The sequence below is a fragment of the Helicobacter cetorum genome (assembly GCF_900198405.1).
In the GTDB taxonomy this organism is placed as follows: Bacteria; Campylobacterota; Campylobacteria; order Campylobacterales; family Helicobacteraceae; genus Helicobacter; species Helicobacter cetorum_C.
Map to the genome: position 1 here is coordinate 19,093 of NZ_FZMR01000015.1, position 18,236 is coordinate 37,328.

16 protein-coding genes and 1 other RNA gene are annotated in these 18,236 nt (G+C 36.2%); 8 read left to right on the top strand and 9 right to left on the bottom strand.

All coding sequences use genetic code 11. The features are described from left to right. The first annotated feature begins 38 nt into the window (after positions 1-38). Complete coding sequence (gene eptA, locus C6H25_RS04715; protein ID WP_104748308.1) at positions 39-1,652, top strand: phosphoethanolamine--lipid A transferase EptA; 1,614 nt, start codon at positions 39-41, stop codon at positions 1,650-1,652. After that, positions 1,636-2,226 (top strand): lipid A 1-phosphatase LpxE, encoded by a 591-nt coding sequence (lpxE, locus tag C6H25_RS04720; protein ID WP_104748309.1) that lies wholly within the window; start codon positions 1,636-1,638, stop codon positions 2,224-2,226. Before eptA ends, lpxE begins: the two co-directional genes overlap by 17 nt. On the opposite strand, the gene nspC is transcribed toward lpxE, so the two are convergent. Both nspC and C6H25_RS04730 read right to left on the bottom strand, forming a co-directional pair. After that, entirely contained in the window at positions 2,223-3,434 is a 1,212-nt protein-coding gene (gene nspC, locus C6H25_RS04725) for a carboxynorspermidine decarboxylase (RefSeq protein WP_104748310.1), read from the bottom strand. The two genes, lpxE and nspC, sit on opposite strands and share 4 nt — an antisense overlap. A gap of 12 nt (positions 3,435-3,446) precedes the next feature. Next, complete coding sequence (locus tag C6H25_RS04730; protein WP_104748311.1) at positions 3,447-4,409, bottom strand: chemotaxis protein; 963 nt, start codon at positions 4,407-4,409, stop codon at positions 3,447-3,449. Between the two features lie 85 nt (positions 4,410-4,494). On the opposite strand from C6H25_RS04730, the gene thiE reads away from it, so the two are divergent. Further along, positions 4,495-5,142: a thiamine phosphate synthase gene (gene thiE / locus C6H25_RS04735; protein ID WP_104748312.1), complete on the top strand. Its 648-nt coding sequence runs from the start codon at positions 4,495-4,497 to the stop codon at positions 5,140-5,142. Between the two features lie 2 nt (positions 5,143-5,144). On the opposite strand, the gene C6H25_RS04740 is transcribed toward thiE, so the two are convergent. After that, positions 5,145-6,554, bottom strand: a complete 1,410-nt coding sequence (locus C6H25_RS04740; RefSeq protein ID WP_104748313.1) for a COG3014 family protein — start codon at positions 6,552-6,554, stop codon at positions 5,145-5,147. Positions 6,555-6,663: 109 nt separating this feature from the next. Between C6H25_RS04740 and ffs the strand changes: the two genes are divergently transcribed. Further along, positions 6,664-6,761: signal recognition particle sRNA small type (gene ffs, locus C6H25_RS04745), an RNA gene on the top strand. A 15-nt stretch (positions 6,762-6,776) separates the two neighbouring features. On the opposite strand, the gene C6H25_RS04750 is transcribed toward ffs, so the two are convergent. From C6H25_RS04750 to dnaG, 6 genes are all read right to left on the bottom strand, one after another. Then, positions 6,777-9,146: a VirB4 family type IV secretion/conjugal transfer ATPase gene (locus C6H25_RS04750; RefSeq protein ID WP_104748314.1), complete on the bottom strand. Its 2,370-nt coding sequence runs from the start codon at positions 9,144-9,146 to the stop codon at positions 6,777-6,779. Between the two features lie 2 nt (positions 9,147-9,148). Further along, a complete protein-coding gene (locus C6H25_RS04755; protein ID WP_104748315.1) occupies positions 9,149-9,412 on the bottom strand; it encodes a competence protein ComB in 264 nt (87 codons plus the stop codon). Further along, complete coding sequence (locus C6H25_RS04760; RefSeq protein ID WP_104748316.1) at positions 9,412-9,693, bottom strand: TrbC/VirB2 family protein; 282 nt, start codon at positions 9,691-9,693, stop codon at positions 9,412-9,414. Before C6H25_RS04760 ends, C6H25_RS04755 begins: the two co-directional genes overlap by 1 nt. Positions 9,694-9,854: 161 nt before the next feature. Continuing rightward, complete coding sequence (locus C6H25_RS04765; RefSeq protein ID WP_104748317.1) at positions 9,855-10,685, bottom strand: DUF5718 family protein; 831 nt, start codon at positions 10,683-10,685, stop codon at positions 9,855-9,857. A 138-nt stretch (positions 10,686-10,823) separates the two neighbouring features. Beyond that, positions 10,824-11,876 carry an MnmA/TRMU family protein gene (locus tag C6H25_RS04770; RefSeq protein WP_104748318.1) on the bottom strand — a complete coding sequence of 351 codons (1,053 nt, stop codon included), beginning with the start codon at positions 11,874-11,876 and terminating at the stop codon, positions 10,824-10,826. Continuing rightward, on the bottom strand, positions 11,873-13,567 hold the full coding sequence (dnaG, locus tag C6H25_RS04775; RefSeq protein ID WP_104748319.1) for a DNA primase: 1,695 nt from the start codon (positions 13,565-13,567) through the stop codon (positions 11,873-11,875). The genes C6H25_RS04770 and dnaG overlap by 4 nt, the downstream gene beginning before the upstream one ends. 272 nt (positions 13,568-13,839) lie before the next feature. On the opposite strand from dnaG, the gene groES reads away from it, so the two are divergent. The 4 genes from groES (at position 13,840) to C6H25_RS04795 (ending at position 18,114) form a co-directional block, all read left to right on the top strand. After that, positions 13,840-14,187 (top strand): co-chaperone GroES, encoded by a 348-nt coding sequence (groES, locus tag C6H25_RS04780; protein WP_104713695.1) that lies wholly within the window; start codon positions 13,840-13,842, stop codon positions 14,185-14,187. 35 nt (positions 14,188-14,222) lie between these two features. Then, positions 14,223-15,863 (top strand): chaperonin GroEL, encoded by a 1,641-nt coding sequence (gene groL / locus C6H25_RS04785; protein ID WP_104748320.1) that lies wholly within the window; start codon positions 14,223-14,225, stop codon positions 15,861-15,863. A 387-nt stretch (positions 15,864-16,250) separates the two neighbouring features. Further along, complete coding sequence (locus C6H25_RS04790; protein ID WP_104748321.1) at positions 16,251-17,402, top strand: methyl-accepting chemotaxis protein; 1,152 nt, start codon at positions 16,251-16,253, stop codon at positions 17,400-17,402. 10 nt (positions 17,403-17,412) lie between these two features. Continuing rightward, positions 17,413-18,114: an endonuclease gene (locus C6H25_RS04795; protein WP_104748322.1), complete on the top strand. Its 702-nt coding sequence runs from the start codon at positions 17,413-17,415 to the stop codon at positions 18,112-18,114. Positions 18,115-18,236 lie beyond the last annotated feature (122 nt).

Genomic DNA, 18,236 nt, shown 5'->3' on the forward strand with positions numbered 1-18,236 from the left:
CTAAGTATTTTGTAAATTTAAGTGAGAATAATATTATTGTGAGATTTTTAGTTGCAAACCTTTCTTTAAAACGCTATAAACCCCTTTCGCCCCTTAAGGCAACTCTTTTTTATAGCGTGGCTTTTTGCGTTCTCTATCATATCCCCTTATTCCATTATGCTTATACGCATTCAGAGCCAAATACCTTTAGTTCTTATCAAATTCTTTTAACGACAGCTATAGCGATTATATGCGCTAATGGCATGCTTTTTTTGGGTATCAGCCTTATTTCTAGGAAAGTTTTACGCTTTTTTGTCATTCTTTTTGCTCTATTAAATTCTATCGCTTTATATTTCATTAGCACTTATGGTGTTTTTTTAAATAAGAGCATGATGAGCAATGCTCTCAATACTAACACGCATGAAGTTTTAGACTTGCTTAGTTTTAAAATGCTTGTTTTTATCGTGTTTTTAGGCATCATTCCTAGTTACATTTTTTACAAGCTCCAATTAAAAAAATCTAAAAGAAAACGCCAGATTTTAGCTCTCGTTGTTTTAACTCTTGTCTTTGCTATCAATGCGTTTATTAACGCCAAAACTTGGCTGTGGTTTGATAGGCATGCGAAGTTTGTAGGGGGTTTGAGCTTGCCTTTTTCTTATAGTATTAACGCCTTTAGGGCAGAGGCTTTGAAATTCTTTGCCCCTAAAGTCAAAGCATTGCCCCCTTTTTTTCCTACGAGTAAAAATACGCTTGTAGTGCTAGTTATAGGCGAAAGCGCTAGAAAACATAATTACGCCCTTTATGGGTATGAGCGCCCAACCACTCCCAAATTAAACATAAGACTTTCAAACCAAGAAATCCATGCCCTAGAGGCGACTTCATGCACGACTTATACCACTGCAAGCCTAGAATGTATTTTGAATTCTTCCTTTGAAAAATCTCATTTTAGCACTTATGAAAATTTACCCACCTATTTAACTAAAGCTGGCATTAAGGTCTTTTGGTATAGCGCTAATGATGGCGAAAAGAATGTCAAAGTTACACACTATCTCAAACGCTCTGAATTGATTAAAAAATGCCGCACTTGTAAAGAAATCGCTCCTTATGATGAGGCTTTGCTCTATAATGTGCCTAATCTCTTAAAAGAACACTCTAATGAAAATGTCTTGCTCATTTTACATCTTGCCGGCTCGCATGGGCCAAGATATGATAAAAAAGTGCCGTTAAATTTTAGAGTGTTTAAGCCCTATTGCTCAAGCGTAGATTTAGCTAACTGCTCTAAAGAAAGCCTTATTAACGCTTATGATAACACCATTTTTTACAACGATTATGTTCTAGATAAGCTCATTGGCATGCTTAAAAATGCCAAACAACCCGCCTTAATGCTCTATCTAAGCGACCATGGCGAAAGCTTAGGCGAAGGGGCGTATTATTTGCATGGTGCTCCTAAAGCTATCGCTCCTAAAGAGCAATATGAAATCCCCTTTATTCTTTATGCCAATAAAATATTTAAAGAAAGGCGAGAATTACTTGTCCCTAATGCACCATTAACTCAAAGCACTATTTTTCATAGTATCCTAGGAGCGTTTGGTGCTGATAAATCGCCTAATAGTGTCTATAAACCCCATTTAGATTTATTTAAAAACAGAGAAACCCATGAAAAACCTTTCTAATTATCAAAAATTCAAACGCCTTTATCTAAAAAGTTTGCCTAAATCCTTGTCTAAAACGATTATTGGATTAAATGTTATACTCATGCTTTTTGGAATTTTATTCCCCTTTCCTAAAGTTCCTAAACACACTAGCGTGCCTTTGGCATTCAATCTAACCGAGCATTACGCACGCTTTATTCCTACAATTCTTTCAGTGGGCGTCCCTTTACTCAAGCGTGATGTGGTTGGAATAGTGCAAGTGGCTAATGCCTCTATGGCTACAACCATTCTCACACACACCATAAAAAGAACGCTCAATAATGTAACCTTACACAACCAACGCTTGGGCGAACGCCCCTATGGGGGTAACCATAACATGCCAAGCGGACATTCCTCTATGATAGGTCTAGCCGTAGCTTTTTTAATGCGGCGCTATTCTTGCAAGAATTATTTGTGGCTCTTACCCCTAGTCCCTTTAACCATGCTCGCTCGCATTTATTTGGATATGCACACGATTGGAGCGGTGCTTGCTGGGCTTGGTGTGGGAATATTGTGCGCGAATTTATGCACGACCAAATACCCTAAACAGCCTTAATTGCGGTTTTTATAATCTTCGTAAGAAAAGCTTTTAAGAATTTTAAAGCCTTGTTTGTCTAGTTTAGCCAAACTTGGAAGAGGCACGCCATTAAAAGTATTGTTTTTAACAATCGTATAATGGAGCATATCTTTAAACAAGATTTTATCGCCCCTTTTTAAAGGCGTATCAAAGCTAAAGCCACCCATAAAATCCCCTGCTAAGCAAGTAGGACCGCCTAATACATAAGAAAACGCCCCCTTATTTTCGCCCTTTTCATTTTCTATCACTTCTTCATTATTTTCTACAGAAATTTTAAGGATATTAGGGCGATAAGGCATTTCTAAGCAATCAGGCATATGAGCACTAAAAGAAGTGTCTAAAATCGCGATTTCTTGGTCGTTTTTGATAATGTCTATCACGCTTGCAAGTAAAAATCCGCATTGCCACCCTATAGCCTCGCCGGGTTCTAAAATCACTTCTATGTTGTTATAGCGGGCTTTAAAATCCTTAATCGTTTGAATGAGTAATTGAATATCATAATCGTTTCTAGTGATATGATGTCCTCCACCAAAATTCACCCACTCCATTTGCTCTAAATAAGGTTTGAAATGCTTTTCTACATGCTCTAAAGTTCTGCATAGGGCATCAGCATTTTGCTCACAATGCGTATGAAAGTGCAAACCATTAACACCCTCTAAACCATGCTCTCTAACCCCTTTTTCAAATTCGCTAGGCACAATGCCTAAACGGCTTATTTTTGAGCATGGGTTATAAATGGCTGGGGTTACTTCACTATAAAGAGGATTTATTCGTAAGCCTATTTTAATGGGGCTTAGTCCTAGATTTTCTAATTGCTGATTTTTTTCTAAAATTTTCTCTCTAAATGCCACATATTGATAGAAAGAATTAAAAACAATGCTTGTGGCTATAGGCAAAATTTGCTCTAAATCTTCTTCTTTAAAAGCTGGACTATAAACGCAAATTTCCTTATCGCTCTCTCGCCCTCCAAATTCTTCAAAAGCGAGCTTAGCCTCATAAAGCCCGCTCGCACAGCACCCACTCAATTTTTCACGCAAAACATCAAACTCACGCCAAAAAGCATACCCTTTTAAAGCGAGTAAAATCTTTGCCCTACTTTGTTGTTGCACGAATCTTAAAGTCCTAGCGTTTTCTTCTAAACGCTCGCTCTCTAGCACATAACAAGGGGTAGGAATAGAACCATACATTAATAAAAACCTTTAAGAAACCATAAATTGTTTCACAACTCTTTCAATGTCTTTGGGGTTAGACTTAGAAATAAAATCATCAGCCCTTAAACTTCTAGCCATATCTTCATTAGAACTTCCACTCATAGAAGAGTTTACTACAATAGGAATTTTTGAAGTTAAAGAATTAGCCTTAACCTGTTTAATCACTTCAAAACCGCTTGCCTCTGGCATTTCTAAATCGGTGATGATTAGCCCAATACTGCTAATATCAGTCTCTGGATTGAATAAATAATCTAGCAATTTCTTACCATTAATAAAATCTACATGCTTAACTTCAAGTTTGTCTAAAATCATTTGCATAGTCTTTAAAACGCTTGGAGAATCATCAGCAAGTAAAATACATTTATCCGAATGCACCCTAGATAATTTTTCTAAATCATCATGCTTTTCATCTTCAATCCAAGGAAACACATCTACAAGCATTTTTTCAATATCCACCACTTGCACCAAACGCCCATCAAAATAGCGTGTGCGACTCACTAGCTTATTATTGCCTGTAGAGCCACCCACTCCGGCACTTTGCTCCATTTCAGTCCATTTTTTGTTGAGTATTCTATCAGCCTCATAGATTCTTACCCCTATAGTCCAGCGAGAAAACTCACAAATCATAATAATATCGTCTTCGCCCTCTTCTTTTTCTATTTTATAAGGGCGTAAATCTTTCGTTTTATTCTTGCTATCATAATAGAACCACTTTTTCATATCAATTAAAGGAATGGTTAGCTCTCTAATAATAATCAAGCCCTCAACAAGCGAACTACTATCATGGCTAATAATAGTAAGCCCCCCATGGTATTTTACTACTTCACGGATTTTAAACACATTCACCGCATATAAATCTTTATTTTTACCTAGCCTAAAACACAACAACTGCAACTCATTGTTTTTATGCAAACTTGTAACTTGGTCAATGCCTGCTAAGCTATTAGACATATTTGCCCCTTACTCTAGTAGGTTTTTAGCCGACATTATAGCGTTTTTAGGCTAAAATAAGCGACACTCTAACACAAGGCTTACTATGGACTTTCAAGGTCTTTATGCAATTAGCGATGAAACTCTAACCCCCTATGACATCTTAAAAGAACAATTAAAAAGCGCTATTGAAGGGGGGATTAAAATTTTTCAACTAAGAGATAAGCATAGCAGTGATGCGAAATTATTACCCATTGTGCAAGAATTGAATGCCTTATGCAAGCAACACCATATCGCCTTTTTTTTGAATGACCGCTTAGAACTTGCTATAAAAGCTCAAGTTTTTGGGGTGCATTTAGGAAAAGATGATGCCCAAATCACAGAGGCAAAAAAACATTTTAAAGGCAAGATTGGCATTTCATGCTATGACTCTTTAGAAAGAGCTAAAAAAGCACAAGATTTAGGGGCTAGTTATGTGGCTTTTGGCGCTTGCTTTAATTCGCCTAGCAAACCTTCAGCCCCAACTATCAACTTAGAGCTTTTAAAAAATGCTAGAGAATCTTTAAAAATCCCTATCTGTGCTATTGGAGGCATTACACTACCCCTTTTAAAAACACATCATTCTTTAAAATACGCTCATATGTTAGCGTTCATCTCTGATTTATGGGGTTTAAAAGGCTTAAGAACTTTAGATGAGATTACAAGCCATGCTAAAAAATTAAACCAAGCTTTCAATAATATAACACGCTTTTAGAGCTATTTTAAATGTTTTAGAATAAAGCCATTTTTAAAACTACGAACATATAAAATATTATTACGATTAGAACAAAACGCTTGAGGCGTGATGACAAATTCAGAGGGCAATGCTTTGGCATTAAGGACTTCTGGGGCTTTAAGAGATTTATCGCAAGGTTGCAAGCTAAAAGAAAGCGCATTAATATGACCTGCTTGAATATTATAACGCTCAAAGGCTTTATTGTTTAAGCGGATTGCATAAAATTTATGCGCAAAAATACTTGTATTTCTTGTGTCTGCAAAGGTGCTTGCTGCCGCATATAAGGAAGTTACTAACCCTCCCACAAACCCTAAATAATGGTTGGCTACTGCCTCCATACCTACCTTAAAAGACGCTGAAAGAATAGCTCTTGTGATAATGTAGGGGAGTTGCTTTCTAAATTCACTTGCTACAACCGCATCCATTAAAGACAAAGTTTCAAAAGACTTTTCACCGGCTTTATCTTGAATAGTAAAGCTTTGATAAAAAGTCTCGCCCTCTTCTAGTTTAGGCACAGCTAGACTTGCATCATACACCGCATCAAGCATGGGAATAGGCACATTGATTTTAAATTCGCTTTTTTGAGGTTGCTTACCATCTTCAATGATAATCCAAGTAAAATGGCTTTTAGTGGGGTGCTGAAAAAAGAGCAAATCTCTAGCAATCATAGGGCTTTGATTGATTCCATAGGCCTCTTTGAGATAGTCTATCCCCTTAGCTCTATCCCCCTCTAACGCATAAAATAAGCCCGAAAGATATGAAACAATAGGATTAAGCAAGCCTTGATAAGCTTGATATTTATCTAAATTAGAATAAGTAGCGTTTAAAATTTCGCCCACTTCTTCTCTAGAGCGTTCCATATTAATGCGGTGTTGCTTGCTTGAATCAATCTCTTTGATAGCTTTTTGCACTTCCTTATAATAAAATTCTTTAGCCCTTCGTTGGCGTTCATTCGCCCGATTAAACTCCACTCTCGCATTAGGACTATCCCCTAAAAGCATGTAATCTATCGCTTTATAATAATTGATTAAAACGCTTTCATAGATATTTCCTACATAAGCACGCACATTATCATTAACGATTGTTGCACCCACATAACCAGCAGATTTTATAAAAGCGTTTTGTGTAGTATCAAAGCGTTTTTCAGCCGCATCTAGCATGGTTAAAGAACCTTTATAATCCCCCGCATATAAAGCGCTCAAGCCATTTTGCATATCCCATAAAAGAGCGTTCTTTTTTTGCTTGGTGAATTGCTTAGACCATTCATAAGCTTTTTTAGGGCTTTCTTCATAATAAATGGTATTAAAATGAGCTAAATCCATACGATAGCCTATGCAACCTGATAACAATGCTCCTATAAAAATCCAAAATAGCAATACTAAGCGTCTCAATGATTTCCTTTATAATTTAGAAAAGGTAGTCCGTATACATTTTCAGCAACTATCATAACATTTTTATGAAAACATAAGCTTTTTATGGCTAGAATACTACCCAAGCTCTTATTTAGACCTATGCAATAGGATTTTAGGGTAACGCTTCAGGGTAGGAATACAGCAGAGTCCCCTAATTTTTTATGTGCCTTAGCCATCTGAATGGGGGCGTTTGAAACCCTACTAACTCTTTAAAAGTTTTTCACGCCACTCTTTAGGATAATCTTTTTCTAAAGCTTTCATTTTATTGACATGGCTAGAATCAGAATTAAAAATTTTTAGATAATGCCCCAAACTCTCTAAACTCACATCAATCATATTAGAACTCCCATCGCCTAAATTTTTGACTAAAACCTGTCTTGAATGTAAAGGCGTGTTTTCTAAAAAAGAAATTTCCATTTCGCTTATTGGCACATTAAAATTTTGCTTTAACTCCCTAGCGTTTTTTTGTGGGTATAAAATAAGCGTTCCCATATTGCTTAAAAAACTATGGGCGTTTTTTACCCCACTTAGCTGATAAATATCTTGCAAAGCTAACACCACCACGCCATTGGCCTTTCGTGCTTGCGTGATTAGAGCGTTAATCTTAGTATTAAGCAAATCATTTTCTACATAGGACTTAAACTCGTCTAAAAAAACTAAAAACCCACTATCATTTTTCCTAGATTCTTCTAAGATTTTATAAAACAGGTAGTAGGCTAAAAGCCCCAAGTCTTTGGGGTTTTGAGTGATAGCGTCTAAATTGATAACATTTAAAAAGGCGTTTGTATTTAATGTATCATTAAGAGCATTAAAAAGGGGGTTACTCAAATACGGCTCTAAACTCAAATTCAATTGATTAGATGAAGTTCTTTTAAGGGTTTCTTTAAAATCCTTTAAATCAAAGGCTTTAGGATACAAGGTTTCATAAAGACTCATAATGGCATTAGAAATCGCATTCACATCTTCTATTAATTCTTTATTGCGTGAAGTGGGGTCTTTTATGTTTAACATCGCTTGATAAAAGGATTGTAAAAATTGCATGTTCTGTGCGTTTGGCTCTAATGAAAAAGGGTTAATGCTAAAACTAAGCCCATCATGATAATGACCCTTAAAAAATTTTGTGAAAGAATATAAGCCTTGCATTCTGTCAAAGGCTAAAAGACGCATGTTTTTATATTTCAAAGTACTCATCATTAAAAAGCTTATTAAGGTGCTTTTACCACTTCCTGTTGCCCCTATGATTAAGGTATGTCCATTCACTCTAGCGACTTCTTTAGCTTTGTTATGACTCACTTCTTGGTTGTGAAAATTAAACAAAAAAGGGGAATTATCCAAATTTTTAAACACGCTCAAAGGACTATTCCCCCATGAATTTGCCCTAAAGCCTGAATTTTGCTTTTCAAATACCATTAAACATGCTAAAGCTTTAGAAGTTAAAAAACGCAAGCGGTGGTTTAAATGAATGCGTTCAGGAAAAAAGGAAAAATACCCCCCTTTCAAACCAAAAGTTTCTATAACGCCCACTAAGTTTTCCTTAGATAAAAGCCCTAAAACTAAGCTTGTTTGAGTGTCTAAGCTCTCTAAACTAGGGGCTTTTATCAAAATGTTTAAGACGAATTTTTGCATTGATAAGCGTTTGGTTTTGACTAATTCTTGGTATTCTAGCAACTCATTTTTAACTAGATTAGACATGCTAAATTTAGTGCGTTCTTTTAAAAAACTAAGCGTTTTATTCACGCTCATAGGCTCTATGGAAAAGATAATATCCAAATGAGCTTTTTGGTATAAAAGCGTGGCAATGGCTATAGAAGTAATGCGTTCGCTCTCATAGGCTTTAATACCGATTAAGCGGTTATAAAGCTTTTGATTAAAACGCTCTTGAATGAAATAATCTTTTTCAAAAGTTACCGAACTAGCGATATAGCTATCACTCAAATACCCCCCTACTAAGGGCTTTAGGGGTAATTCAAACCCATTGATATACTCAGCATAGAAATTCAAAACTTCTTTAGAGTTTAAGAGTTTGGGGCGATAATTTTTGAGCTGAATTTCTAGGCTTTTTAAAGTTTCTTGTAAAAAATGTGATTTATAAGAGAGAATATCCTTAAAATTTTCTTTATTAGCACGCATAAGAGTTTGTTTCTTATGCTCTAAAACGCCCCATAAAGAATGCGTGCTTTCTAAGACTAAAAAATATTGATTTTCATACACTTCCTTATTTTCAAATTTATCCAAAATAGCTTGCACGAATTTAGATTTTGCTTGAGTGTTCTGTCTGTAATCCATCTTACGCCTTTTGGCTACAATTCGCACCACGACTTTTTCTAAAGAGTCTAACGCCATTTGGCGTTCAGTGAATAAATCATGCAATTGTTCTGTGCTTAAATGCGAATAGCTAATGCCTTCTAAACTAAGAATGCCGACTAGATTTTCATTTTTGGTGAGTAAAAAATTTTCATCATACAAGCCTAGAATATTGTTTTCTTCACTCATTGAATAGCTTTTAGGCAAAACCCCTAAAAGATAGTTTGAAACCTTTTGCTTGATAGTGCTTACAAGCTTTTCTAACATCTTTATGCCCTGTAGCATTTAGTTTTAGTCTTAATCTTACTCCTAGCAATGATGATGTCTGAAATATCTTCATCAAAAAATTCTAGCACGCTAAAAAGGACTAAAAACCCTAAATACAACAAAAAGGCACTCAACAAATCAATCCAAGGGAGCAAGATGAAAGGCACAAAAATAGAAATGAGATAAGACTTTGCATTCAGCCACAAAAATTTTTCTTTAACAGAAATTTCACGCAAGTTTCTCACGCTCACTGATGCAAAAACCATTAAAATATCCCCATAAACCAGCTTGCTAAACTAGGGGCTTTAAAAAACAAGAAAATTCCAAACACCACACCAAGTATGGTGAATAAAATCTCTTTCCACCTGTCTAAATTTCTCCACACATAAATGGCAATTCCTATAAAAATCACCATTAAAATTCCCTTAGCTATAGGGCTTTTAAGCTGGGATTCTAGGGCGTTGAAAAACCCTTCTAAACCTTCGGCAAACAGGTTTGAAAAACACATTACCACTAAAACCACTATTTTAAAAAACCAAGCACGCACGAAAATCCTTTTTTGTTTAATAATGATTAACTTTGAGATATTTTTTCTAAAAAGTGATTAAGCGACTCTAAAAAGGGGTAAAAATCTTAAATCCCTACCCTAAAAAGGGTAAAAAAGTTAAAAATAAAAGCTATGCAACAGCGTTTGTTCTAATTAGCTTGCTATTGCACCTTTTGCAAAATATAAGAAATGTTGGCATGGTCTTTAGTCCCCAAGATACCCTCCTCTAGCATGCCTTGAATTTTTTCAAAACTATATTGCAAATGGTTGTAAGCAATAATAGCCACCTCATCGCCCTTTTGTAAAAAATGCGTTTGAGCAAAGGGCATATAAGGGGTCGCACCAATGGTTACAATAATCTTAGTAGGAAAATTGTGGCGTTCTAAAAAAGGTCTTAGAGCCTCTAAAGAATCGCAATCTTGCTGATGATTAAGCCTATCTTTTATCCAATCTAGTAGTTTTTGATAAAAAAACTCGTATTTTACAAGCTTGCTATTCTCGCCATAAACATGCCATACTTTTTTGCGTTTCAAAAAGGAGGCGATAGAAAAATTATTACACACACCCCCATAAACAAATCTATCAATCATAATCCTTTGCCCCATACCCTTAGAGGCACATGAAAAGTTCTTTTTTTGAGATAATTTCTGTGCTGTTGGGTCATTACGCACCGAAGTATCATTGAACGCCATAAAAAAGTTAGGCACTAACTGCGAAACAAAATGTTGCGCATCATATTTTACATCGCATTCTAAAGCGATTTCTGGCTCTGCTTGCACATGCAAGCTAGGGTCATCAGGTAGGACAATTTTTTCATTATCCACACAAAAACGCCCTAAATATGACAACTCATGCGGAACATAAAAGGGAAACAACCCTTTTGGCGCATCTTTTTCACAACTTTTCATATTGATAAAGCTATGACTTTCTCCTGCTTGTTCCAAATGCCCCGCAAAATTTCCTACCACGCCAAAACCTAAAAATTCTTGCATACAAAACCTCCTAGAAAATAGCGAAATAGCGCTTTTTAGTCTCATATAAACTGAGTGCATTATAGCACAAAAAGAAAACGCTAAATTTTACAGAGAGCAACAAACTAAAAGCCATAACAAGCCTTGTAAGCCCCTTAATCAAGTCAATAGATACTGCCTAGCATTCTCTTTATCTAAAGGGTAGAGCTCGCATGTTTTACCCCCTATTTGAACCAAGTAAGCTTGCTCTTTTAGAGTCTTAGCATAGCCTAGAGCGATACGCCCTGCTAACTCTCTATCTTCTTTAGTAGCGTTTTTATCTACTAAACTTAAAGGGCCTTTACAGCCTAATAGCTCAATTTTATCCATTAAGGGGTGTTTAATATCAAGCTTGTGGTTTTCTTCTTCATTTCTTGCCACAATTAAGCGAGCGTTATTAGGTAAGACAAAATAACGCCCCATTTTAACAATCATGCTATCTTCAATCACCATTTCTCTATGCTCTTTTAAATTCTTAATCTTATTGCTCACCTGAATATCCGTAAGCAAGCACCCCCCACCTGGCTTTTCATAGTATTTCAAGCCATAATCTTTTACCATTTGTAATTGCCTGCTTCGCCCCCTACCACTCACATCTAAAAGCTTCTCTCTATTGACCCAACCCTTTTTTTCCATAAAGGTAGGCTCTAAGAGTTTAGCACTCATAGGACGCAATAATAACTCATCTAAAAATTGCGCTCTTTCATCATTAGCACCACTTCTATCTAAGATTTTATCAAAACACTCTTCTTCGCCCACACTTCTTACAAGCTTTCTCACTTGGTCTAATGCTTCTTTTCTTTGAGATTTGGGGCGTTGTCCTAACACTTCTCCACTCAAAACAAAGTCAGCGTTTAATTCAAGCATTTTATAAAACGCATTTCTAAACATGTTTGCATGACAATCTATACAAGGGTTGAAATATTTTCCATAACCATATTTTGGCTTAAACAACACATCATTAAAAAATTGCTCTCTAATATCGCACACTAAGAGTTTGGCTCCAATTTGAGCGGTGGCGTTTTCAAAATACTCTCTTTTATCCTTGTTCCCCCCAAATCCTATATTAAAATGCAAAGCGGTTACTTCAATGCCTTGCTCAATGAGTAATTTCATAGACAACAAACTATCTAGCCCCCCACTAAATAAGGCTAAAGCTTTAATTTTTTTCATACAGCGACTAATTCTCCTTGCTTTAATTTAACAATAGCTTCACGAGCTTTTTTTAAAAAAACCATTTTTTCGCTAAAAGGAAGCGAGCTTTTAGGAATTTCTTTTAATTGCCGTTCATAATAGCGTAAAATCAACAAGCATAATTCCTTTTCAAACCCCCCTTCTTTTAGGGGTAAATTTGCATCTTCTAATAATAACGCAGCTAATTTAGAGTCATCAAATTTTTCTTGACACAAAGCATCAAATTCTTGTTTTTTATGCAAGAATACCCCACTATGAATATAACCTATGGCTAAATCTAATAAGCTTCTGTCTTCTAAAAGGTAGCGAATCACTAATTTTTCTAAAAATTCTAAACTCAGCGTGTTAGAGGAATTTACAAATTTTTGAGCATAATTTGGCATGGATTTTTCTATTTTATGATTAAAGGATTGAAAGGGCATAGGCTCTTTAATCCCTAAAACATGTAAAGGCACTTGTAAAAGTGTAGCAATTAAAGGCTTGTATTCATTTTGCAAAAGCAAAGAAAAGTTTTTTAAAAAACCTAACATTTCTTTAAGAGCCTTATCTTTTTCTAAAGGGTCATTTAAGACATAAGAATGAGCCATATGTCTTAAAACAAATTCAATAAAAGCTACAGGGTGTAACAACAAACTTTTTAAGGTTTCAATATTATTGTTTGCTACCATATCCGCTGGGTCTAGATTATTTTCAAATAAGATTACCCCCCCTTTTCTTTGCTCTTTAGCTAACATTAAGCTCGCTTTATAAGCGGCGTTTTGCCCTGCCTTATCCCCATCATAGCTTAGAATAATTTCAGGCTCACCTTTTTTAAGCAAGGGCAAATGCGCTTGCGTTAGAGCCGTTCCAAGTGTGGCTACAGCATTTTTAAACCCCGCTTGGTGTAATAAAATCACATCTAAATACCCTTCTGTTACAATGATTTGCTTTTGCTTATAGATTTGTTCTTTAGCCAAATGATAGCCATAAAGTAAACTAGATTTATCAAAAAGTTTATTTTGAGGTGAGTTAATATACTTTGCTACATTATCTCTTAAAGTGCGCCCCCCAAAACCTACCACCTTAGCACTAGGATTATAGATAGGAAACATGATACGCTCTAAAAAGCGTAAATATATTTTATTATGATTATTTCTATCACTTTTGCCAAGCACACCAAATTCAATCAACTTATCCTTATTTAAGTCTCTATTTTCAATACCACGATAAATTTCATTCGTGCATAATCCTAATTTAAAGGCTTGAATGCTTTCTATGCTAAGCCCCCTTTTTTTCAAATAATGCAAAAAATAAGGGGCATTAGAAAGCTCTGCTTGATACAACGAGCTTACTTCTTCTAATAAATGATAGTCTTCCTTATTATCATAATAAGTGCCTTTTTCATATTCTAAAGCCACATTGAATCTATGGGCTAATTTTTCAACCGCTTCTTTAAACGAAAGCTTTTCAAACTCCATAACAAATTTAATACTATCCCCACTCGCCCCACAACCAAAGCAATGATAAAACCCCTTAACTTGATTGATGCTAAAACTCGCACTACGCTCATCATGAAACGGACAGCAAGCCATGTAATTTGCACCGGTTTTTCTTAAATCCACATAAGAACCAATCACTTCTACAATATCTGCAACTTGTAAAAGACGCTCAATGGAACTTTTAATAATCATTCATTCATGCTTTCTTTGGTTGATACTTGCTTAAGTGAATTATACTAAATAAATAAAATCTTAAAAGAGGTTCTTTTGTAGCCCAAAATATTCTAATCTTTATATTTTTAAGCTAATGAAACTTTATACTAGTAGACTAAATAATCTTTATAGTTATAATCTTAGACTTTGTTTTATTGCTTGACTTATAGCTAAAAATGCGCTATAGTGGTATCGCTTAAAAATACTAAGCGCTAAATTTCTATTTTAATTTTGAACTTAGGAGAACTAATATGAAGTTTCAGCCATTAGGAGAAAGAGTCTTAGTAGAAAGACTTGAAGAAGAAAATAAAACAAGCTCAGGAATCATTATCCCTGATAACGCTAAAGAAAAGCCTTTAATGGGTGTAGTAAAAGCGGTTAGTCATAAAATTAGCGAAGGTTGCAAATGTGTGAAAGAGGGCGATATTATCGCTTTTGGTAAATACAAAGGCACAGAAATCGTTTTAGATGGCACAGATTACATGGTGTTAGAATTAGAAGATATTCTAGGCATAGTGGGTGCAGGCTCTTGCTGTCATGGTGGTCATCATGACCATAAACATGGTGCAGAACACGGCTCTTGCTGTCATGGACACTAAAAACATTTAAATATTAACATTATTAAGGATACAAAATGGCAAAAGAAATTAAATTTTCAGATACCGCAAGAAATCATTTGTTTGAAGGCGTTAAGCAACTCCATGATGCTGTAAAAGTTACTATGGGGCCAAGAGGTAGAAATGTATTAATCCAAAAAAGCTATGGTGCTCCAAGCATCACTAAAGATGGCGTGAGCGTGGCTAAAGAAATTGAATTAAGCTGTCCTGTAGCTAATATGGGCGCTCAACTTGTTAAAGAAGTAGCAAGCAAGACCGCCGATGCAGCAGGCGATGGCACTACAACAGCAACCGTTTTAGCTTATAGCATTTTTAAAGAAGGTTTGAGAAACATTACCGCTGGGGCTAATCCTATTGAAGTGAAGCGTGGTATGGATAAAGCCGCTGAAGCTATCATTAACGAGCTTAAAAAATCTAGCAAAAAAGTAGGCGGTAAAGAAGAAATCACTCAAGTGGCTACCATTTCTGCAAATTCTGACCACAATATCGGAAAACTTATTGCTGATGCTATGGAAAAAGTAGGCAAAGACGGCGTGATTACCGTTGAAGAGGCTAAAGGGATTGAAGATGAATTAGATGTGGTAGAGGGCATGCAATTTGATAGAGGCTATCTCTCCCCTTATTTTGTAACTAATGCTGAGAAAATGACCGCTCAACTAGATAACGCTTACATTCTTTTGACTGATAAGAAAATTTCTAGCATGAAAGACATTCTTCCGCTATTAGAAAAGACTATGAAAGAAGGAAAACCGCTTTTAATCATCGCTGAAGATATTGAGGGTGAAGCATTAACCACTCTAGTAGTAAATAAACTTAGAGGCGTATTAAATGTAGCTGCTGTTAAGGCTCCAGGCTTTGGCGATAGAAGAAAAGAAATGTTAAAAGACATCGCCATTTTAACCGGTGGTCAAGTCATTAGCGAAGAATTAGGTCTAACTTTAGAAAACGCTGAGGTAGAGCTTTTAGGAAAAGCGGGACGCATTGTGATTGACAAAGACAACACCACTATCGTAGATGGTAAGGGTCATAGCAATGAAGTTAAAGACAGAGTCGCACAAATCAAAACTCAAATTGAAGCTACAACAAGCGATTATGATAAAGAAAAATTACAAGAAAGATTAGCCAAACTCTCTGGCGGTGTAGCGGTGATTAAAGTAGGTGCGGCGTCTGAAGTAGAGATGAAAGAGAAAAAAGACAGAGTAGATGACGCATTAAGTGCGACAAAAGCGGCTGTTGAAGAAGGTATCGTAATCGGTGGGGGTGCAGCACTTATTCGTGCGGCTCAAAAAGTGGATTTAAAATTACACGATGATGAAAAAGTGGGCTATGATATTATTATGCGTGCGATTAAAGCTCCATTAGCTCAAATTGCTGCTAATGCGGGTTATGATAGTGGCGTAGTCGTAAATGAAGTAGAAAAACACGAAGGACACTTTGGCTTTAATGCAAGCAATGGCACTTATGTAGATATGTTTAAAGAAGGTATCATTGACCCCTTGAAAGTAGAAAGAATCGCTTTGCAAAATGCGGTTTCAGTTTCAAGCTTGCTTTTAACTACAGAAGCTACCGTGCATGAAATCAAAGAAGAAAAAGCAACCCCAGCAATGCCTGATATGGGTGGCATGGGCGGAATGGGAGGTATGGGTGGCATGATGTAAGCCCCCTTACTTACCAAACCTTAAAATAGCAACTCCCTTATTAAAAAAAGGGGGCTGTCTCCCCTACTCTCTTAATTCTCTCACAAATTTATCTTTATGATTGAAAACTTGATAAAAAGTCCTTAGTTATTTTTATAGCACAAACCTTTAAAACCAATTATTAGCCACACATTGAAAAATTTTTAACCACTAATATAAGGGTTTTAAATTGCCTTATTTATATTTTTTTTAAATATAGCTCAAACTTCATGCCCCCTAATAACCAAACTTTAGCAAGAATACTATTAAAACCTATTTTTTAAGAAACTTATACCCCATTAATGCGTAAATACTCAGTAAGCTTTAATCTATGATAAGTATAATTAAGTCTAAAAAGGAGATTTTTTTATGAAACTCAATGCGCGCCTAATTAGTTCTATTGTCGTCTGTTTAAGCCTACTAGCAGGTCTCACGCTTTTATTATTCAAACACACTCAAAGCAATGTTTTACAAAAGCTTATCACGCTTAAAGCCCCTACCACAAGCACCCTTAATGAAGTCTTACAAGAACAAATGGCAGATTTTAGCCTTTTATTTTTAATCCTTGTTGTGCTGTGCTTAATAGTTCTAGTGCTTTTTGCCAACACTCAAGCAAACTCTTTTGAAAAATCAATCAAACACCTAGCCAAAACCCCTAGCAATCCCTCAAACTCCAATCATCAAACGCTTATTCAAGCCTCTAATTCCAATGTCAACACCTTAGAAGATCTGAAAAAAGCGATTGGTTCTACCATTAAAACAATGGGCGAACGAAACGCTCTAATTTCTGCGATTGATAATAAGGCAAGCTCAGTTAATGAAAGCGTGCGCACTTCCATTGAAAAAGCCCAAACCACAAGAGGCGATTTAGAAAGCACTCAATCTGTTGTAGAGCAATCCTCTGTGTCCTTGCAAGATTTATTGGAGAAAATCACTCAAAGCGCCTCCACTGAAGAAGAGCTTTCAGCTAAAATTGAGCATTTAAGCCAAAACGCTGATGATGTGAAAAACATCTTAAAACTAATTGATGATATTGCTAATCAAACCAATCTTTTAGCCCTAAACGCTGCTATTGAGGCAGCACGAGCGGGCGAGCATGGCAGAGGCTTTGCAGTGGTAGCTGATGAAGTGAGAAATCTAGCCGGAAGAACGCAAAAATCCCTAACAGAAATCAACTCTTCTATTGGCATTATCATTCAAGGAATCCATGAAGTCTCTACCCAAATGAATCTCAACTCTCAAGAGATTGAAAAACTTTCTGCAATCAGCTCTAATGTCCAAGAGCAGTTTTCAAACATGAGCCAAAACCTAAAAAATGTCATTAGTTCGGCCAATGAATCCATTGGCGATTATGTGCAAACAGGCAAAGATTTACAACATATCACTGATGAATTACTAAAAGTAGAAACTATCAATAAGCAAACCGCTAAAGAGGCTCAAAACATCATCACTACTCTAGGTGCTTTAAGCACCCAAAGCCTAGAGCTAGACCAACAAATCAAAACACTTATCACACCATAAAGGCTTTTAAATGCTCTTTAAATCTCTCAAACCTTTTTTTTCACTCGCATTATTAGGGGCTATCTCAAGCCCTTTTTTAAACGCTAAACCACATAATTTTGCTGAGGCTAAGCTCGCTTTGTCTAAATTCTACGCTAAACACCAAGATTTAGATGAAACCTTTTACTGCCATGCCCCTTTTAAAGCTATCCATAAAGGCAAGAAAATCAGCTTTGAAATCATAGCCTCCAACCGCTACAGCCCCCGCCATGCCAGCACCAAAAAAGGCAAGACCAACAAACGCGCATGGCGAGTGGAATGGGAACATTTAATGCCTGCTGAAAACTTTGGTAAGCATTTGCCTTGCTGGAGAGAGGGCGGAAGAAAAGCATGCCAAAAAGACCCTACTTTTAGGGAAATGGAGGCAGACTTGCATAACCTTGTGCCAAGCATTGGCGAAGTCAATGGCGATAGGAACAACTACAAATACGCTGAAAGCCCCAAAGACATGCGCTACACCCAATATGGAAATTGTCAAGTTTATACCGATTTTAAAAACAAGCGCTTTTATCCGGCTAATTATTCTAAAGGGCAAATCGCACGAGCAGAACTCTATATGAGTAAAACCTATCATATTAACTTAGGAAAAGCGGAATTAAAACTCATGCAAGCATGGGATAAAATGTATCCTAAGACTAAAGCCGAAAAAGAAAGAGAGGAATTATTCCAATAGCCCTCTTTTGACGCTTTAAATTGCTTTTTATCAAACGCCCAAACGACGCTAACATTAAAACCATAAAACCCCTTTTAGAATATAACGCTAACACACCCCACCAAAACCCCAAAAAAATCTGT

Excerpts from the sequence above, each read along its gene's own strand:
- C6H25_RS04755 (WP_104748315.1), bottom strand. The coding sequence starts at position 9,412 with ATGGTTTTTGCATCAGTGAGCGTGAGAAACTTGCGTGAAATTTCTGTT.
- groES (WP_104713695.1), top strand. The coding sequence starts at position 13,840 with ATGAAGTTTCAGCCATTAGGAGAAAGAGTCTTAGTAGAAAGACTTGAA.
- groL (WP_104748320.1), top strand. The coding sequence starts at position 14,223 with ATGGCAAAAGAAATTAAATTTTCAGATACCGCAAGAAATCATTTGTTT.
- C6H25_RS04790 (WP_104748321.1), top strand. The coding sequence starts at position 16,251 with ATGAAACTCAATGCGCGCCTAATTAGTTCTATTGTCGTCTGTTTAAGC.
- thiE (WP_104748312.1), top strand. The coding sequence starts at position 4,495 with ATGGACTTTCAAGGTCTTTATGCAATTAGCGATGAAACTCTAACCCCC.
- C6H25_RS04730 (WP_104748311.1), bottom strand. The coding sequence starts at position 4,409 with ATGTCTAATAGCTTAGCAGGCATTGACCAAGTTACAAGTTTGCATAAA.
- C6H25_RS04750 (WP_104748314.1), bottom strand. The coding sequence starts at position 9,146 with ATGTTAGAAAAGCTTGTAAGCACTATCAAGCAAAAGGTTTCAAACTAT.
- C6H25_RS04795 (WP_104748322.1), top strand. The coding sequence starts at position 17,413 with ATGCTCTTTAAATCTCTCAAACCTTTTTTTTCACTCGCATTATTAGGG.
- dnaG (WP_104748319.1), bottom strand. The coding sequence starts at position 13,567 with ATGATTATTAAAAGTTCCATTGAGCGTCTTTTACAAGTTGCAGATATT.
- C6H25_RS04770 (WP_104748318.1), bottom strand. The coding sequence starts at position 11,876 with ATGAAAAAAATTAAAGCTTTAGCCTTATTTAGTGGGGGGCTAGATAGT.
- C6H25_RS04765 (WP_104748317.1), bottom strand. The coding sequence starts at position 10,685 with ATGCAAGAATTTTTAGGTTTTGGCGTGGTAGGAAATTTTGCGGGGCAT.
- lpxE (WP_104748309.1), top strand. The coding sequence starts at position 1,636 with ATGAAAAACCTTTCTAATTATCAAAAATTCAAACGCCTTTATCTAAAA.
- nspC (WP_104748310.1), bottom strand. The coding sequence starts at position 3,434 with ATGTATGGTTCTATTCCTACCCCTTGTTATGTGCTAGAGAGCGAGCGT.